Annotated in this window: 14 protein-coding genes; 7 read left to right on the plus strand and 7 right to left on the minus strand. The window is 49.7% G+C overall.

Features of this window, described 5'->3' with window-relative positions:
• The first annotated feature begins 22 nt into the window (after positions 1–22).
• The 6 genes from E6Q52_RS04750 to E6Q52_RS04775 all read left to right on the plus strand — a co-directional run bounded on the left by E6Q52_RS04750 (position 23) and on the right by E6Q52_RS04775 (position 6,651).
• Positions 23–898, plus strand: coding sequence for a hypothetical protein (locus E6Q52_RS04750; RefSeq protein ID WP_292819190.1), 876 nt, complete (start codon positions 23–25; stop codon positions 896–898).
• Positions 899–1,120: 222 nt separating this feature from the next.
• Complete coding sequence (gene ovoA, locus E6Q52_RS04755) at positions 1,121–3,226, plus strand: 5-histidylcysteine sulfoxide synthase (protein WP_292819191.1); 2,106 nt, start codon at positions 1,121–1,123, stop codon at positions 3,224–3,226.
• The gene (locus E6Q52_RS04760) at positions 3,208–4,443 is read left to right on the plus strand and encodes a MalY/PatB family protein (protein WP_292819194.1); all 1,236 of its coding nucleotides are present in this window, start codon (positions 3,208–3,210) and stop codon (positions 4,441–4,443) included. The genes ovoA and E6Q52_RS04760 overlap by 19 nt, the downstream gene beginning before the upstream one ends.
• On the plus strand, positions 4,440–5,162 hold the full coding sequence (locus E6Q52_RS04765) for a tetratricopeptide repeat protein (RefSeq protein WP_292819197.1): 723 nt from the start codon (positions 4,440–4,442) through the stop codon (positions 5,160–5,162). The genes E6Q52_RS04760 and E6Q52_RS04765 overlap by 4 nt, the downstream gene beginning before the upstream one ends.
• 14 nt (positions 5,163–5,176) lie before the next feature.
• A complete protein-coding gene (locus E6Q52_RS04770) occupies positions 5,177–6,268 on the plus strand; it encodes an ADP-ribosylglycohydrolase family protein (RefSeq protein WP_292819200.1) in 1,092 nt (363 codons plus the stop codon).
• Positions 6,269–6,288: 20 nt separating this feature from the next.
• Positions 6,289–6,651, plus strand: a complete 363-nt coding sequence (locus E6Q52_RS04775) for a hypothetical protein (protein WP_292819203.1) — start codon at positions 6,289–6,291, stop codon at positions 6,649–6,651.
• Between the two features lie 100 nt (positions 6,652–6,751).
• Here E6Q52_RS04775 and E6Q52_RS04780 read toward each other — a convergent pair whose 3' ends face one another.
• Positions 6,752–7,216: an EF-hand domain-containing protein gene (locus E6Q52_RS04780; protein WP_292819206.1), complete on the minus strand. Its 465-nt coding sequence runs from the start codon at positions 7,214–7,216 to the stop codon at positions 6,752–6,754.
• A gap of 252 nt (positions 7,217–7,468) precedes the next feature.
• On the opposite strand from E6Q52_RS04780, the gene E6Q52_RS04785 reads away from it, so the two are divergent.
• A complete protein-coding gene (locus E6Q52_RS04785) occupies positions 7,469–8,245 on the plus strand; it encodes a thioredoxin family protein (protein WP_292819209.1) in 777 nt (258 codons plus the stop codon).
• Between the two features lie 386 nt (positions 8,246–8,631).
• On the opposite strand, the gene flgB is transcribed toward E6Q52_RS04785, so the two are convergent.
• From flgB to E6Q52_RS04815, 6 genes are all read right to left on the minus strand, one after another.
• A complete protein-coding gene (gene flgB / locus E6Q52_RS04790; RefSeq protein WP_047516730.1) occupies positions 8,632–9,054 on the minus strand; it encodes a flagellar basal body rod protein FlgB in 423 nt (140 codons plus the stop codon).
• 67 nt (positions 9,055–9,121) lie between these two features.
• Positions 9,122–11,371 carry a cation-translocating P-type ATPase gene (locus E6Q52_RS04795; RefSeq protein ID WP_235273076.1) on the minus strand — a complete coding sequence of 750 codons (2,250 nt, stop codon included), beginning with the start codon at positions 11,369–11,371 and terminating at the stop codon, positions 9,122–9,124.
• Positions 11,372–11,469: 98 nt separating this feature from the next.
• Positions 11,470–14,559, minus strand: coding sequence for a CusA/CzcA family heavy metal efflux RND transporter (locus E6Q52_RS04800; protein ID WP_047516727.1), 3,090 nt, complete (start codon positions 14,557–14,559; stop codon positions 11,470–11,472).
• A 9-nt stretch (positions 14,560–14,568) separates the two neighbouring features.
• Positions 14,569–15,750 (minus strand): efflux RND transporter periplasmic adaptor subunit, encoded by a 1,182-nt coding sequence (locus E6Q52_RS04805; RefSeq protein WP_047516724.1) that lies wholly within the window; start codon positions 15,748–15,750, stop codon positions 14,569–14,571.
• A gap of 9 nt (positions 15,751–15,759) precedes the next feature.
• Entirely contained in the window at positions 15,760–17,037 is a 1,278-nt protein-coding gene (locus E6Q52_RS04810; protein WP_235273074.1) for a TolC family protein, read from the minus strand.
• A 66-nt stretch (positions 17,038–17,103) separates the two neighbouring features.
• Positions 17,104–17,469, minus strand: coding sequence for a hypothetical protein (locus E6Q52_RS04815; RefSeq protein ID WP_047516718.1), 366 nt, complete (start codon positions 17,467–17,469; stop codon positions 17,104–17,106).
• Positions 17,470–17,586: the final 117 nt, after the last annotated feature.

The following is a 17,586-nucleotide window of genomic DNA, read 5'->3' on the forward strand; positions in this document are numbered from 1 at the left end:
CGCTCCATGTGAGTTCAGCATCATGACTTACGATTTCACCCTGCCGCCAACATACATCACAGTGCGACTGCAAGACTTAAGCGTCGCCGAACAAACCCGCATGCTGCCGCAGGTATTTACACTGGCGAGGGAACAATATCCCGAATGGCCCGCCGAGCAATTGCAAAACTGGCTTGCAGCGTTGGCGGGCGGCAATGACAACGGCACCAAAATGGCGGTCTCGGTGGTGCTGGATGCGCAAGGCGACGTGGCGGCTGCCAGCGCGCTGGAGTTGTATCACAATGGCACAGCCATGATTAATTACAGCCTGGCTCGCAAAGATGCTGACGACCACTCTTTCCCTGGCTGCGCCGCGCTGATTTACGCGGCCACTAAAGACATGGCCGCTGGCATTCAAGCGCTGCAGGCTCACGGTGAAGCTATCCACTTTGTCGGTAAAGAGCATCATTTAAACAGTCTGCGGGCGATTGCAGGGTATTATGCGGTGGGTCAGGTGCCGCTAGATGGGCCGACCTCCTTACTCACCCAGCACGTGAAATATTATGAAGTGGCCTATGGCGACCCGGCGCAGGTAGACAATCAGGCAAAAATCGCCCATGCCTATCAGCTGGCTGACCCGAAACACGGATATACCGAGCAAGAAGATGTGCATTTATGGCTGCTGGGTGACTTTACGCCCAGCGACCTCAGCAAGCCGCTGGCCGAATCGCTCAGAGCCCTGGCGGAAGCCTATACCAAAGAGCACAGCATCTTTCGTGAAAAGGATCATCGCCTCGACCCCGGCTATCAGGCGCTACAGCAACTGGCGGACCAGCTGCCTGCAAGTGCCACCTACCAGCAAGCGGTGCAAGCCTCTGCGCTTGGCGCTGCGCAGTGGATGGGCTTGAAAGAGGCATGATCACAGCCCCGTTGTCCGGCGTGTATAGGTTCAGCGACATGCAACAATCGATGGCGCGCGCATCAATAGATAGCATGTCAATGGAACCAATCATTTCCATTCTGATTCAATAGACTAGCGCTGGCGAGTGGCTGCTTTCAACCAATCGTCTGTGTTCATCCCGTTTTGAGATATGCTACACATGCGCTTGCCAAGCAAGCCTCTAAATCAACCATTAAAAATATGAACAAACCCCCTCATCGCAGTATTGTCTTAAGCGCGGACCCCGCGTTGCTAAGCCGTGAGCAGATCCGTGCTTATTTTCATGAAACCGCCGATATTTATGAGTCCTTGTTTGAGGTGCTCACCAGCGACGAGGCGTATTACGTTAAACCGATTCCGCTCAGACATCCGCTGATTTTCTACTACGGCCACACCAACACGTTTTTTATTAACAAGCTGATTCTGGCCGGGCTGATCTCCGAGCGGGTCAATCCCAGATTTGAATCCATGTTTGCCGTCGGCGTCGATGAAATGGGTTGGGACGACGTGAACGAAGCCCACTATCAGTGGCCGACACCCGCCGAGGTCAAAGCCTACCGGGCGCAGGTGCGCGAAGTGGTCGATCAATTAATCACGCGCCTGCCGCTTGAACTGCCTATCGACTGGGAGAGCCCGTGGTGGCCGATTTTGATGGGCATCGAGCATGAGCGCATCCACCTCGAAACCAGCTCAGTGCTGATCCGCCAACATAGCCTCCAATACGTGCAGTCATTACCTGCGTGGGCACCCTCTGCGGCACAAAACGTCGCCGCGCCAGAAAACCGCCTGGTCAGCATCCCCGCCCGTGACATCGTACTCAACAAGTCAGCCAACTATTACGGCTGGGATAACGAGTACGGCCACTTTCACACCCACTGTACCGCGTTTGAAGCTGCGCAATACCTCACCTCGAATGCCGAGTTTTTACAGTTTGTCGAAGCCGGTGGCTACCAGACGGATGCCTACTGGCAAGAAGAAGGCCTGGCGTGGCGCCAATACACGCAGGCCCAACACCCGACCTTTTGGATCAAGCAAACCGATGGCTGGAAACTGCGCTTGACGACGGAAGAAGTCGACATGCCCTGGAGCTGGCCAGTCGAGGTCAATTACCATGAGGCCAAAGCATTTTGTCATTGGCTGTCTGCCCACACCGGCAAACCGGTACGCCTGCCCACCGAGGCTGAGTGGTATAGTCTGTATGAACACGCGGGCCTGTCAGACGACCACATCGCGCAGGGCAAACACGCCAATCTGTTTTTAGACCATGGCGCTTCGTCTTGCCCAGTCAATCAGTTTGCCCACGGTGAGTTATTCGACGTGGTCGGCAATGTCTGGCAATGGACAGAAACGCCGATTTTTCCGTTCGATGGCTTTAAAGTGCATCCGCTCTACGATGACTTTACCACCCCAACTTATGATGGCCGCCATAACCTGATCAAAGGCGGCGCCTGGATTTCGACCGGCAACGAGGCGATTAAGCATTCGCGCTACGCCTTCCGCCGCCACTTTTTTCAACATGCAGGATTCCGCTATATTGTGACTGATACCGCCGTAGAACAAAAAGACGCCTATTACGAATCTGACAAGCAATTGTCCGAGTATGCCGAGTTTCATTATGGCGACAGCTATTTTGGCGTGCCCAATTTTCCTAAAGCCTTGAGCGACTATGCCTTGCAGCATTTGCAGAGCAAGCCCAAGCGCACCGCGCTCGACTTAGGCTGTGCCACCGGGCGCGCCACTTTTGAGCTGGCGCGCGCGTTTGACCATGTCACCGGCATTGATTTTTCTGCGCGCTTTATTGGCCTGGCGATGCAAGCCGCCGAACAAGGCGTGCTGCGTTACACCATGGTCAACGAGGGCGACCTGGTCAGCTATCAAGAGCGCACGCTTAGTGGCTTGGGCTTAGACCAGCTGGGCGACAAGGTTGAGTTTTGGCAAGGCGACGCCTGTAACCTCAAGCCCCAGTTTAGCGGCTACGACTTTATTCTGGCGGCCAATTTGATTGACCGGCTCTATAGCCCGCGCCAGTTTTTGAGCAGCATTCACGAACGCCTGAATATCGGCGGCGTGCTGATGATTACCTCGCCCTACACCTGGCTAGAAGAGCACACCCCGCGCGACGAATGGGTAGGCGGCTACAAGCAGGATGGTGAAAATGTCACCACGCTCGATGGCCTCAAAACCTTGCTCGGCGACCACTTCACCCTCATGCAATCGCCAGTAGAGATTCCGTTTGTGATTCGTGAAACCCGCCACAAATTCCAGCATACGCTGTCCGAAGTGACGCTGTGGGAGCGCATCCGTTGACCAGCCGCTTTGACCAGCCCATCGACCGTGAAGGCAGCGGCGCGTTAAAGTTCGATGGTCGCGCGCAGACCTTCGGCACCACCGAAGTCACGCCGATGTGGGTGGCGGATATGGATTTTGCCGTGCCTGAGGCCGTGTCGCAGGCGCTACAAGCCCGCGTCGCGCATCCGGTGTTTGGCTACGCCCTGGCGCCCGAGAGTCTTTATCAAGCCTTGATGGACTGGCTGCATACGCAGCATGATTGGCACGTGCCGCGCGAGTGGATCGTACTCACGCCCGGCGTGGTGCCGTCACTCAACCTGGTCGTCGCCGCACTCACGCAGCCGGGCGATGGCGTGATTGTGCAACCGCCGGTGTACTTTCCGTTTTTTTCTGCGGCCACCGGGCAACAGCGTCGCTTGCTTGAAAACCCGCTGCGCCTGGTCAATGACGCCACCGGCCAGCCGCAATACCAGATGGACATGGATCACTTAACCGTCTGTGCCCAACAAGCACGGCTGTTATTGTTGTGCTCACCGCACAACCCGGTTGGTCGGGTGTGGCAGACGGCAGAACTTGAGGCGCTATTAGGCATCGCCGAGGCGCACGATTTAATCATCCTCTCCGATGAAATTCATGCCGATCTGGTCTACCCCGATGCACCGCCACATCAGCCGCTCAGCCGCTTGAGCGCGCAAGGAGTGGCGGATAGCGAGCTGGCCTCGTCGCACCGCATCATCACCGCCGTGTCGCCCAGCAAAACCTTTAATATCCCAGGCCTGGGCCTGTCGGCCTTAATTGTGCCCAATGCGCAGCATCGGCAAGCCATTCAACGCCACCTAACAACGCTAGGCGTCTCGGTGACCAATCCGCTCAATATGGCCGCGTTTGAAGCGGCTTATCGCGGTGGGCACGCCTGGCAGCGTGCGTTGTTAGATTATTTGCAGGACACACGCGATGCCGCTATCGCCTACATTCAATCAGAACTGCCGAGTATCAAAGCCGTCGCTCCGCAAGCGACCTATTTGCTGTGGCTAGATTGCCGTGCCCTCCAGCTCGACGACGACGCCCTCAAACACTTTTTTATTCAAGAAGCGCAACTCGGCCTCTCGCCCGGCGCCATGTTCGGCCACGGCGGTGAAGGCTTTATGCGCATGAACATCGCCACGCCCAAAGCCAACGTCATGGCCGCACTCGCGCAATTAAAAACCGCCCTCAGCCGTAAGGACCTCGCATGATGCACCCTTTAAAAATGATATTTACCGGCGTGATATTGTGCGCACTCTTCACGACCAGCATCGCGCAAGCCAACACGCTAGAAGAAGCCAGGCAAAAACTGGCCGAAAAAGACTTTGCCGCCGCCCACGCCATTTACTTATCACTCGCCAATCAAAACGACGCCAAAGCCTGCTACAACTTAGGCCTGATGTACCAAGATGGTGACGGCGTGACCAAAAGCCTGGACGAAGCGGTCAAGTGGTACACCAAATCGGCAGAGCTCGGCTACAAAGAGGCGCAATACACGCTGGGGGCATTGGTGTTTCAGCGGCAGATTCAAACCATCAGCTACCCGCAAGCCGTCACCTATTACGAGCAAGCCGCCAAACAAGGCCACGTCAAATCGCAGCTTAATTTAGGCATGTTGTATTTTAGGGGCGATGTGATCGCGCAAGACTTACCCGCCGCCGTGCAATGGCTCAGCCTGGCGGCAAGCAACAATAATAGCGAAGCCCAAGGCTATATGGCCCAACTCTACCAGCAAGGCGCTGGGGTAGAACAAGACAGCGTCAAAGCCGCCATGTGGCTGATGATCGCTACCCAAAACGAAGACAAACGCTTTCTCAACCGTCATACCAAAATGCTGAGTTACCTGGCAGCACAAATGACCGAGGAACAAAAAACGGCAGCCAAACAACTGGCCGCACAATGCAACAGCCAGCAACTCAAAGGCTGCTAAGCGAGGATTATCGGATGCCCATCACTACCCTTTCTCGCGCAGACCGCATGCGCGGCGCCCTCTGGGGCATGTTTATTGGTGACGCCCTCGCCATGCCCGTGCACTGGTATTACAACATCGCCGCCCTCTGGCAAGACTTTGGCCAAATCCGCGATTATCAGGCGCCCAAAGCCAAGCATCCTAGCTCCATCATGCCCCTCGCCAGCACTGGCAAGGCGGGCCGTGGCACGCAAGCGGGGGACATTGTCGGCAGTGTGATTTTAAAAGGCAAAAAACAGTTTTGGGGGCTGCCCAACGGCCATTATCACCAAGGCATGCAAGCTGGGGATAACACCCTTAACCTGTTATGCACCCGGGTGTTGTTGCGCTCGCTCATCACCAACGGCCAGCCTGACCCGGCAGACTTTTTGCAGGCTTATGTGCGCTTTATGACCGAGCCCGATCAGCACAACGACACCTATGCCGAGTCGTACCACCGTGATTTTTTTGCCAACTACGCCAAAGGCATCGCCCCAGAAAAGTGTGCGGGCGACGAAGGCCACGACACCGCTTCTATCGGCGGCCTGGTCAATATTCCGCTGGTGGTGATGGCCACGGTGAAGGCAAACGATCTGGCAGCCAGCCAGCAAGCCGCACTCACCCAACAAAATCTCACGCACCGCTCAACCGAGCTACAACGCCATACGCTGGCACTCAGCCAATTGTTGTTTGATATTTTTAACTCCCAGCAACCAGACAACGAACAACTCGCCAGCGCTGCCGCCAGTCAAGTCGGCTTTCCCGCCGCCAAAGTGGTTGAGCAAGTGCGCGCCACGCAAAAATCTGACCTCGATATCATTGGTGGCTTACTAAGCCCCGCCTGCTACATCGACCAATCGTTCCCATCGGTGCTCTACCTCGCCACCCGCTACCACGACGACTTTGAAAGCGCCTTAATCGCCAACACCAACGTCGGCGGGGATAATTGCCACCGTGGCGCCGTGCTCGGTGCCATTTTGGGCGCTTCATTAGGGGTGAGCGCCATCCCGCCACGCTGGATCACAGGCCTCACCGCACACGATGCCATCCACCAGGAAATCGAGCAGTTTGTGGCGCAGTTTGCTTAAGATGGATGACTCATCAGACTATGAACAACACCATGCTGACAAGATTATTAGTATCGATCACTCTCATGTGCAGCAGCCTTGCCTTTGCTGCGGATCATTTAAGCTTTATTACCGAAGGGAAGCCATACAGCGAGGTCAAGCAGACGCTCATTGATCAAGGTTGGGCGCCCATTAAAAACGCAAAGATTGATCGGTCTAGCCTCTACGCGCAAGAAATCTACGCCATGGGCATGACAGAAGTCACCGACTGCATCTCGATGGAAATTGATGGTTGCACATTCGTCTACCAAAAAGGCAAACAACGGCTAGAGATCAAAACCATCACCAGGCAATTGAGCGTGGCGTCTTTTCGTATTGATAAGAAATCGTCATTACCCCTTTAGCCAGACCCCAGTCTATTCTGCAATGACAAAAGCCGCTCGTAGCGGCTTTCGTCATCTTAAAACAGGCCAAGGCTGCGCTATTACAGCACTTAATTCTAAACTAGCGCCCAACCAGTTTTGCCACAAACTCTTGCGAATCCAGCTGTTTGTCGCCTGAAGTATCCAGTTTGGCAAACACCTTGCCCTGAAAAGTCAAAAACTCGTCTTGCGTCACCACGTGGTCGTGGTTGGCATCCGCGGCATCCATCATCGCCACATTACCCAACTCACGTAAATACCCGCCTGTGCCTAGCATCGCCAGCTTTTCAGACTTGGTACCCGTCCACTCTGACTTATCCAGCTTGCCATCATGATTCTTATCTAACTCGTTAAATACCGCCGTGTGATACTGATTAAACTCCGCCTGGGTCACCATATGATTACCATCGGCATCCAGCATTTTCATCATGCCCATCTGCTGAAACTCACGCGCATAACCACCCGTCACCAAATCAGCAGCATTCGCCACATTGATAGAAACCACACCTAATAACAGTGCCGCCCATACATTTAATTGAATGTTCATGTTCACTACTCCAAAAGAATTTAAAAAAGGTCGTTGTTAGCTAACACTCCTTCGTCGTCAGAAAATCCAACCCCTTACAGATTTATCAAAACAATCTGCCTCACCGCATTCATCCTGTTGAATCAATGTGAACAAAACCAGCATCGTGGCATTGGTTTTAAAAGACCACACCACACAATCCGCATCGTCATGTGTAAGGCTTAACAGCCAGGCGCGACCAATCAACTCCAACCAATTGAAGGGTGTGAAGTCATGAAAAAACAATCTATGTTCACCGCTTTATGCGCCATCGTGTTTGCGTCAAACGCCCTCGCACAACCACAATGCACCGCCGTCAGCGGCCCGCAAACCAATGCCCTGGTTGAGCTCTACACCTCAGAAGGATGCAGCAGCTGCCCACCCGCCGACCAATGGCTAAGCCGCCTCAAAAATCAAAGCAAACCGATTGGCAACATCGTGCCCATCGCCTTGCATGTGGATTATTGGGATTACATCGGCTGGAAAGACAACTTCGCCAACCCAGAATTTGCCAAACGGCAACGTGACATGGCCACCTTAGGGCGTGCCCGTGGCGTCTATACCCCGCAACTCGCCATCAATGGGCAAGATACGCGCAGCTGGTTAAATGATGCGCGCTTTAAAAGTGAAGTCGCAACCATTAATCACATGCCTGCCAAAGCCGAGATTCGCCTGACAGTAAACGCACAAACGGCTAAGTCAGTGCAAGTCTCCACCAACATCAAAACCGTTGAGGCCGGGCCATTGGTCTATTACCTCGCGCTACAAGAAAACAACCTGCAATCCACCGTCAATGCTGGTGAAAACCGTGGCGAGCTGCTGCGTCATGATTATGTGGTTCGTCAGTGGTTAGGTCCGTTTAAGCTTGGGACAGATGGAAAAACAAGTGCAAGTCATGAAATACAACTTCAACCAGCCTGGAAGCAGCGGGATCTTAGCGTGGTGGCTTTCGTGCAGAACTCAACAACGGGAGAGATTTTGCAGGGATTGGCGTTGGGGTTGTGCGAATAATAGGCGGCATGATTATAGCCAATGGTGCCAGACCCCATTGATTCCTTTTTTTAGAAAAGAATTGCTAAAAGAATGACTACTGAAAAAATCAGAAAGCAGACTGATGTGTATTCCAGTAATACTGAGCAGTTATTCCACCATGTTGAGCAGCCATTCCAGCACAAATGAGCAACTATAAATAGCAATCTCTAAGGTGGCACACAATTTATATCGTATTGGCATATTGGTATGAATCAGTTAGCCAGTCATTGGTAGGCTAGTGATTAATTATTCTAGGCAGAAGAGAGTAGGCCTAGTTACACGCAAAAGATGGGAAATCGTAACCTTCTATTTAAAAATAGATGAAAGGTTGAAGCATCCCGAAAATCTTAATTTACAGTACTTACTTATGAGCCATTAATTGCAGCCATCACTTCTTTAAGTTTATCCGTCACAAAAGTTAACCCGGCTTCATAGCGAATTCCATTGTCCACATAGGCATTTCGTTCACCATCCATGTCTACCGTATTACCATCTACAGAGCCTTGTACTAAAGAACGGTATAGGGTATCTCCCGAATTGGTTTTCACCGCGTTTAAATGTGATTCATTAGTCTGCTGCAACAGGCCTGCATGTTGGTCTGTTGGATTTTTACCTGACATTTGCTGCATCGCAGATTGCATTGCCGCTTTAAAATCTATGTCTTTCGCTTTATATTGTGGGGTATCGGCATTTGCAATGTTAGAAGCAAGCAACTCTTGGCGCTGACTACGTATCCGTAAAGCGGCCTGCTGCAAATTCAATTCTTCATCCAACTTTTTGAGCAACATCTTTTCTCTCCCTAAAATGCTTCAACAAATGATTAGCCGTGAATATCTTTAGCAATTATTTCCGAAATCAGCTTTTTGACTTAGGTTTGAAAGTAATCAGTCGCAAGCCATTAAACACCACTATCAAACTAGCCCCCATATCCGCAAACACAGCCATCCACATAGATGCGTTGTCGAATAATGCTAAAAACAAAAATACAAACTTGATGCCTAAGGCGAGTACGATGTTCTGCCAAAGAATGGCGTGCGTTTGTTTTGAGAGTCGAATAGTTTCAGGTAGCCTACGTAAATCATCATTCATAACTAAAATATCCGCTGCTTCCATCGCGGTGTGCGTGCCAGCGGCGCCCATTGCAAAACCGATGTCTGCCCTTGCTAAAGATGGGGCGTCATTGATTCCATCACCGGTCATGGCGGTCACACCGAATTGTTTCTGAAGAGATTCAATTTCCTTCAATTTGTCTTCTGGTAAAAGATTGCCTTTTACCTCTGAAATACCCGCTTGGACACCGACCGTTCTTGCTGTGGCCGCATTATCCCCGGTCAACATAATTGGTGTGACACCAAGTGATATTAGTTCTGAAACAGCTGTTTTGGAGGAGACTTTGATCGTATCGGCAACCGCGCAAACTGCCAGCACCTTTTCGGTAGTAGCTAACAAACTGACTGTGCGACCAGTGTTTTCCAATATCGATAATTGAGCTTCAATTTCTGGAGTGCAAAGTTCAAGCTCTTCAATCCATCGATGATTACCCAGGAAATAAGTAATATCTGCTATTCGGCCTTGGACGCCTCGTCCTGCAATAGCTTTGAAGTTTTTAACCTCCTTCGCCTGCGCAGATAAGCCCTCTACAATGGCTTTGGAGACGGGATGGTCAGACCTGCTTGCCAAGCTTTTTGCAATGCCCTTCAATTCGGCTGAGTCAGCCTGCAATTCGAATACTTCGAAATTAGATAACTTAGGCTTACCTTCGGTAATCGTGCCGGTCTTGTCCAGTGCGACTGCTTTGATCTTGCGTGCCTCTTCAAGATACACGCCACCTTTGATGAGTATTCCTCTCCTCGCTGCCGCAGCAAGGCCACTCACTACAGTCACTGGGGTGGATATCACTAATGCACATGGGCAAGCGATCACCAGTAAGACCAAGGCTTTGTAGATTGACTTCATCCATGTCCATTCCAGCAAGAATGGCATCCAGAGGGCTACGATGAGTGCAAGCACAAAGACCGCCGGGGTATAGAATGCCGCGAATGCATCTACAAATCTTTGTGTAGGTGCACGGGCTCCTTGGGCCTCCTCGACTGCATTGATGATTCTGGAGATTGTGCTATTCGAAGAAAGTGCAGTGATTCGAATCTCTAGTTCTGCGGCCTGGTTGATTGTCCCTGCAAATACCTCGTCATTGGGAGATTTATCAACCGGTAAGCTTTCACCGGTAACAGGCGACTGATCTATTGCACTTTGACCAGAGATAACGATGCCATCCAGTGGAATACGCTCCCCCGGTCGAATGCGTACCTTTGAATCGATAGGGATGTCTTTGACTAATTCACGCTTCCAAGCCCCATCCGGTTGCAAAACTTCGGCATCTTCTGGCGTTAATTCCATCAAACTCTTAATCGCATTCCTGGCTCTATCCACGGCCTTGGCTTCAATAGCTTCTGCAATGGCATATAGCGCCATGACCATTGCGGCCTCTGGCCATTGACCAATGAGGAAGGCGCCTGTGACAGCAACTGTCATTAATGCATTGATGTTTAAGCGGCCATCACCGAAGGCTTTGAGGCCTTTTACGTAGACATCCAGTCCAGCGAGTATGATGGATATGCTGGCTAAAGCCATTCCAAGATATTTAATTTCTTGAATATCCGGATATGCAAACTCAAGGACTTCAGCAATCACAGCCAAGATTAGACCGCTGATTGGCCTGCCCCATGTATTCCAGAATCCTTTTGATAGCTCTGAACCACTTTCAAAACTCTCTGCATCAGAAATTAACTCTGAATTGAAACCTGCCTTTTTGATTGCCTCGACGGCAAGTTGGATGCTGTCAACGTCGGCATTAATGATTAACTCCCGCGCCCCCAGATTAAATCTTAAGCTTTTAATTCCATCAATCTTAGCGAGTGCACGCCTGATTTCAGACTCCTCTGAGGCACAGTCCATGGAAGGTATACGAAATCTTGCGGCATTATCGTCTGCAGAAACTGAGTGGAGTGATGAGTCCTCTGAGATTCCAGCTACCTTTGTTGATTCTTTATCCATGCAGTCCGGGCACGGCACATTTTCATTTATATGACTTTTAGAACTATTCACGATATTCTCCTAGATGGAATCATGAAACATGTGTTTAAGATGACCAGGCTGTTCAAACGGCAACCTGGTACAAGCGATTGATTAACCAAAACTCCAAATCAATTGATGATTTTGGCTTCGTTGAGCTCCCTTCTTGTTTCCATCCAGTCGTATGCAACTGGCAGGAAAACCAGGGTTAATGCAGTGGCGGTTAACAGACCTCCGATGACCACGACAGCAAGCGGCCTGAGGATTTCTGAGCCCACACCGGTTGCCAGTAGGAATGGAATTAGACCGAAAATCTCAACCATGGCTGTCATCATCACAGGCCTTAATCGGAGCGTTGTACCTTCTAGTACAGCTTCATCTACGGTTTTACCTTCTTCCCGGAGCCCGTTGATAAACTCCACCAAAACAATACCGTTCAGCATGGCAACCCCGAATACGGCAATGAAACCAATTGCCGCAGGCACTGACAGATACTGCCCGGCAATCGCCAGCGAGAAAATCCCGCCAATAGCTGCAAAAGGTACGTTGGCAATAATCAGCCCGGCATAGCGGAGTGAATGGAAGGCTGTATAGAGCAGCACGAATATCAAGCCAATCGTGAGCGGCACAATAATTGCCAGTTTAGACATGGCTCTTTGCTGGTTCTCAAATGCGCCGCCCCATTGAATCCAGTATCCACTTGGCAGTTTTACTTGCTGTTCGATCGCGGTCTGGGCCTCTTTAACGAAACCATCAATATCACGCCCTTGAACATCCATTTGGATGACGGCGTAACGTTGCAATTGCTCACGCCTGACGAATGAGTAGCCTTCCTCCACATCGACACTGGCTACTTGCGACAGTGGAATCAATGCACCTTGCGTTGTAGAGATAGGAATATCGTTGATCGCTCGGATATCACTGCGATATTCAGGCTGCAGCCATACCTGTATGGAAAACCGCTTTACCCCATCAATCAGGGTAGAGACTGTCTTGCCACCAATCCCTGATTGAACAATCTGCAGCACATCGTCTGCATTGATGCCATAACGGGCAATGGCCTCACGATCTACATTAATAATGAGTTGAGGTTTGCCAATATTCGCCTCCAATGCCAAATCAGCAACACCATTGACCTTGGCGATGACTGACCGTACCTCAGTAGCAATACGATCTATGGTTGCCAGATCCTCGCCATAAACTTTGGCTGAAAGTGTAGCTCTCACCCCAGAGATGAGCTCCTCTACCCGCATTTGAATCGGTTGCGTTGCGCCTACAACAGCCTCTGGCACATCCTTCTCTAATTGGTCCTGAAGCTCTTGCGCAAGTTCACCATAGGTCATCATTTTTGGCCATGCACCAACTGGCTTTAGATGCACCAATACTTCCATGTAGTTCACGTCAGCAGTTTCGCCTTTTTCAGCACGACCAATCATCGCTAGGCTACTTTGTACTTGCGGCATTTTTTTCAAACTCTTTGCAACTCGATCAGAGACTGCAATGGATTGATCCAAAGACGTTGAGGGGATGCTTGTTACGCGGAATAGAATGTCCTGTTCTTGCAGATTAGGCATAAACTCTTTACCCAAGAATGGAAACATCGCTAATGCGGCTATGAAGGCAATACCAGTTGAGCCGACGACTAACTTTTTATGTGACAAACACCACTTTAACAGTGAGACATACTTAGGCTTAATCAAGCGTATCAGCCAAGGGTCTCTCTCCTCTTTTGGTTTCAATGCCAGAGAGCACAACACAGGGATCAGTGTGAGCGTCAGAATCATTGAGCCAATCATGGCGAAAGTCATATTGATGGCGAGCGGCTTAAACAGCTTCCCTTCTAAGCCAGTCAAGGAAAAGATAGGCAGGAAAACCACAGTGATGATCAGTACACCAAAAGTGATGGGATTGATCACTTCACGTGAAGCATCCAGGACGATTTTGGATCTATCCACCTTCTGACCAGCGAAATGCGCCAAGCGTCTGAAGCAATTCTCAACAAGTACTAACGGCCCATCAATGGTCATACCCAAGCCAATGATGAGGCCGCCTAATGACATCAAATTTGCTGAGATGCCATATTTCTCCATAAAGATAAAAGCAATCAGACGACCCATAGGAATGGCGACAACCACGACCAGAGCGGAGCGAACTTCGCCAAGCAGCATGAATAATACGGCAATCACTAGTAATGCGCCTTCAATCATGGCGCGGTCTGCCATACGAATCGCTTTGTCGATAATCGCGGTGCGATCATAAACAGTTTCCAGCGTCACGCCTTTAGGCAAAGTGGCCTTAACCAGATTCAGCTTCTCTTTAGCGGCGTCAACAACTTGCTGAGCATTCTCACCAATCCTGGCAAGTACCATTCCCATCACCACTTCTTTACCATCTTGCGTCACAGCACCAAAACGAGGCCCTGCGCCTTCAACGACGTTGGCAATGTTTTCGATATAGACTGGTGTACCTTGATTCTCAGAGACGACTACACGCTTAATGTCGCTGCTGTTCTTAACCAACCCTAAACCTCGCACCAAAAACTGCTCTTGGCCAATATTGACGTACTGACCACCAACCTGATGATTATTTGTTACCAAACGGTCAATGACTTCGGAAAAGGTCAGGTCATACTTGAATAGCTTTTGTGGGTCTATTTGCACTTGGAATTGTTTCTCGTTACCTCCCCAGGATGTGATGTCATCCACTCCTGGTACAGTACGCATCACCATCCTCACATTCCAGTCATGCAATGTGCGCAGATCCATTGTGGATCGCTTGTCTGACTTCAAGGTGTACCAGAGTACCTGACCTAAACCCGAGGTATTGGGGCCAAGCGTTGGTTCACCATAGCCTGCTGGCATTCTAGAGCGAGCATCCGCTAGCTTTTCACCCACCAGAAATCGAGCTTGTTGAATATCAGTTGTGTCAGAAAAATACACACTGACATAGGACAAACCAAACAATGACACAGACCGAATTTCCTCTATACCTTTAAGGCCAGCCAGTGAACTTTCTACTGGAAAGGTAATGAGCTTTTCGACATCTTCTGAAGCAAGTCCGGGAGATTCGGTATAAACGTTCACCTGTACAGGCGTCACATCGGGGAAAGCATCTAAAGGGACTTCCTGCCATGCTTTTACGCCGAAAAAAACCACGACAATAAATGCCAGAATCACAAGTAGCTTGTATTTAAGAGCAGCATCTAATATCCAATTCAACATGCTGTTCTCCTAGTGCTCATCACTGATTTGTGATTTGAGTTGTCGAGCTTTAAGCGCGTATACACCGGTCTGAACGATACTTTCATCCTCACTCAGCCCAGTTTTAATTTCGACGTACTCGTTATATCGATCACCTAGTTCGACCGCTCTTGCTTTGAAACCGCCACCTTCGCTGACATAGACATTTGGAATGCCTTGTACCATCACGACGGAGGTATTAGGCACAACCAAGACTTCTTTGCTACCAGAATGGTCCAGCACAACCTTGGCGAACATATCAATGCGGAGTTTTTGATCTGCATTTGGGAGCTCGATACGTGCCTTCACCGTACGCGTGGTTTTGTCTACGACACTGGATAGATAACTTACTTTACCGGTAAAGACCTCATCAGGATAAGCAGTCACGGTTACACTCGCTGTTTTGCCGACCTCAAGATATCGCAAGTCTCGCTCGGGGACATCAGCATCAATCCAGACTGTGGACATATCGGCAATCGTGAAGATGGTATCTGCTGGATTAGCCAACTCACCAATGACCGCATTTTTCTCAATCACAATGCCATTGAATGGTGCTTTCAAGACGTAAGTAGAACCACTCGGCTGCCCCAGCCCGCCATACATTCTCAACCTTTCGGAGTCTGCATAAAGTGCCGATTTAGCTCGCTCCAATGCTGACTGTGATTCGATGAATTGCTTTTGTGGAACAACCTTATCCTCATACAGCTTGGATATACGGTCGAAGTTTGCTTGGGCGAGCGCTAGATCAGTTTTAGAGCTTCTGAATTGGGCACGAGCTTCACCCATCTGGATACTGTCAATTTCAGCCAAGGTCTGGCCTGTTTTGACATGGTCCCCAAGATTGGCAATGACTTTAGACAGCTTGCCTTCAATACGGGGTGTCACGTGCGCCAGCTTGTTCTGATTGGCCAGAATATTAGCCGTAAAACTGAGTTGATCCTGTATGGGTTGCTTGGTGACTTTAGCAATAGTGACACTGCTTTGCTGAATTTCTGTGCTACTCAATTTGATTAAGTCTTCGTCAGTCTTGGCCTCTGTGGCAACTGTTGAAGGTTCTGCTTTTGCTTCTGCAGCTTGGTTGCTTTTTGAGCTGCACCCGCTTAAAAGTAGCAAGAAAATGATGACTGAGCATGCCAGCGCTACGACGTATAAATTTTTGAAGAACTTTAGCATTTTGATTTCCTAGTATTGATTGGCCGCAGCGACAGGGGATAACCAGCCTGAGATGTATTCCAGCTCAATTTGCACAAGGCGAAGCTCCTTCTGAGCGTCAATAATATCCCGCTGAGCATCAACGACTTGTCGTTGAACGATTAACAACTGAGGCAGACCAATTTCACCGTTTTCAAACGCTAACTTAGATAAATTCAGGTTCTCTTCAAGCTTTGGATATACCTCGCTATTCAAGCGTCTGACGCGGTCTTTGATGTTTTCACGACGCAGCCATGCCGCCTCTACAGTCGCTTTTGCATTACGAGTACCAGAGGCCCGATTGATTTCAGATTGAGTGAGTTCAGCTGACGCCCGACCAATACCCGCTGCATTTCGGCGGAAAATAGGCAAAGGCATAGATACACCAATCGAAGAGATATTGTCGCTACCAGCCAGGCTAGCCTCGGTCGTATTGATCAGGCTCACAGTTAAGTCTGGGTAACGCATGCTCTTTTGCAGTTCTAAACGAGAACGTGCCGAAGCTTCTTTACTGGTAAGTGCCTGGATGCCTGGCCGTGTATCTAGCTTACTGAAAAGATCCTGCAGCGTATATTGCGTTTGATTTGGCGTTAACTCGCCCATGACTTCAGGAAAGTCATTTGCATTAAGCTGCAGTGTTGCAGCCAGTTGAGTTCTTGCGCGCAATAATTGCTCATTGAGGGAGATCAGCTGATTTCTTGCGCGCTCTGCGTCCACGATGGCCAGATTGCCATCAAGCAAACTATCCTCGCCGGCACTAACCCGTTTACGTGAGAGTGAGGTGTTCTGTTCGATGAGTTTGAGAATGCGCCTTTCAACGTCTATACGCTTTTGTAGCGCAAGTACGTTGATGAACTGCTCTTCTAATTGTGCATGCAAGAGCCGGTACTCTTCAGCGATATCCTGACTAATGGCCGTTTTGCTTTCTTCGGCCGCTTGTCTACGGAAGCCTTGTTGGCCTGCAATCTCAAAAGTCTGGGAAACACCAATACCATACTCACCGCGATACGGGTCTGAACCGCCTGTTTGCGCAATTCGGCGTGTTCTGGCTTCCAAACTCATCGTTGGGTTGTAATAAAGTGGACCGGATGCATCCTGAAACTCGCCGGCAGGAATACTCTGGTTGGCGATCATGCGCTTCAGATCGGGATTGTTCTGGGCAGCGATATTCCAAGCTGCGTCCAATGTTAACGGTTCCGCCTGTATAGATGGGGCTGACAAGAAAGCTATTGAAAGCAATAGCCATCTTTTAAAAGATGATTCAAACACGGGAAGACCTTTCTCGTTAGATCAATGATCAAGATGCCGAATAAAGCAGCATCTTAGAAAAATTGATTAAGCGAGTTCAGGAGGTCGGTAGAGACTTTTTAGGACAGGATTAGTGAATTGATCTTTAGATTCGATTTTGAAAATCGTTGAATCTAATTCTGGTAGTGAATTAATAATTTCACTGGTTTCAATGGCCGTCATGTGCGCAGAGATATGGCAAGCATGATTACAGAACTGCTCCGGCATTGGCACATTCCCATTATCCGAAATGGAATTGACATGCGACTTATTAATCAAGTGTACATCTTGCATTATGGCTTGAGACGTCGTGGCATCATCAAACAAAACTTCTGGCGAAAAAGCCCACCCTGATGAACTCATTACTGAGACCAGTGCAAGAAAAACCATAAATTTTTTCAGAATTTGATACATGCCCTTTCAAATCTAACAATAATTAGTCAATTAGTCAATTAGTCGTATGTAACGATTGTAAGGCATTAATGAAATTTGACAGTTCTGCAAAAATTGCAGAAGAAAAATAAAAGTCCT

Origin of the sequence: Methylophilus sp. (assembly GCF_008015755.1) — a bacterium.
Taxonomy (GTDB): Bacteria; Pseudomonadota; Gammaproteobacteria; order Burkholderiales; family Methylophilaceae; genus Methylophilus.

Bases quoted from the DNA above. Each gene is read 5' to 3' on its own strand.
- E6Q52_RS04800 (WP_047516727.1), bottom strand. From the start codon at position 14,559: ATGTTGAATTGGATATTAGATGCTGCTCTTAAATACAAGCTACTTGTG.
- E6Q52_RS04765 (WP_292819197.1), top strand. From the start codon at position 4,440: ATGATGCACCCTTTAAAAATGATATTTACCGGCGTGATATTGTGCGCA.
- E6Q52_RS04775 (WP_292819203.1), top strand. From the start codon at position 6,289: ATGAACAACACCATGCTGACAAGATTATTAGTATCGATCACTCTCATG.
- E6Q52_RS04770 (WP_292819200.1), top strand. From the start codon at position 5,177: ATGCCCATCACTACCCTTTCTCGCGCAGACCGCATGCGCGGCGCCCTC.
- E6Q52_RS04780 (WP_292819206.1), bottom strand. From the start codon at position 7,216: ATGAACATTCAATTAAATGTATGGGCGGCACTGTTATTAGGTGTGGTT.
- flgB (WP_047516730.1), bottom strand. From the start codon at position 9,054: ATGTTGCTCAAAAAGTTGGATGAAGAATTGAATTTGCAGCAGGCCGCT.
- E6Q52_RS04750 (WP_292819190.1), top strand. From the start codon at position 23: ATGACTTACGATTTCACCCTGCCGCCAACATACATCACAGTGCGACTG.
- ovoA (WP_292819191.1), top strand. From the start codon at position 1,121: ATGAACAAACCCCCTCATCGCAGTATTGTCTTAAGCGCGGACCCCGCG.
- E6Q52_RS04785 (WP_292819209.1), top strand. From the start codon at position 7,469: ATGAAAAAACAATCTATGTTCACCGCTTTATGCGCCATCGTGTTTGCG.
- E6Q52_RS04815 (WP_047516718.1), bottom strand. From the start codon at position 17,469: ATGTATCAAATTCTGAAAAAATTTATGGTTTTTCTTGCACTGGTCTCA.
- E6Q52_RS04805 (WP_047516724.1), bottom strand. From the start codon at position 15,750: ATGCTAAAGTTCTTCAAAAATTTATACGTCGTAGCGCTGGCATGCTCA.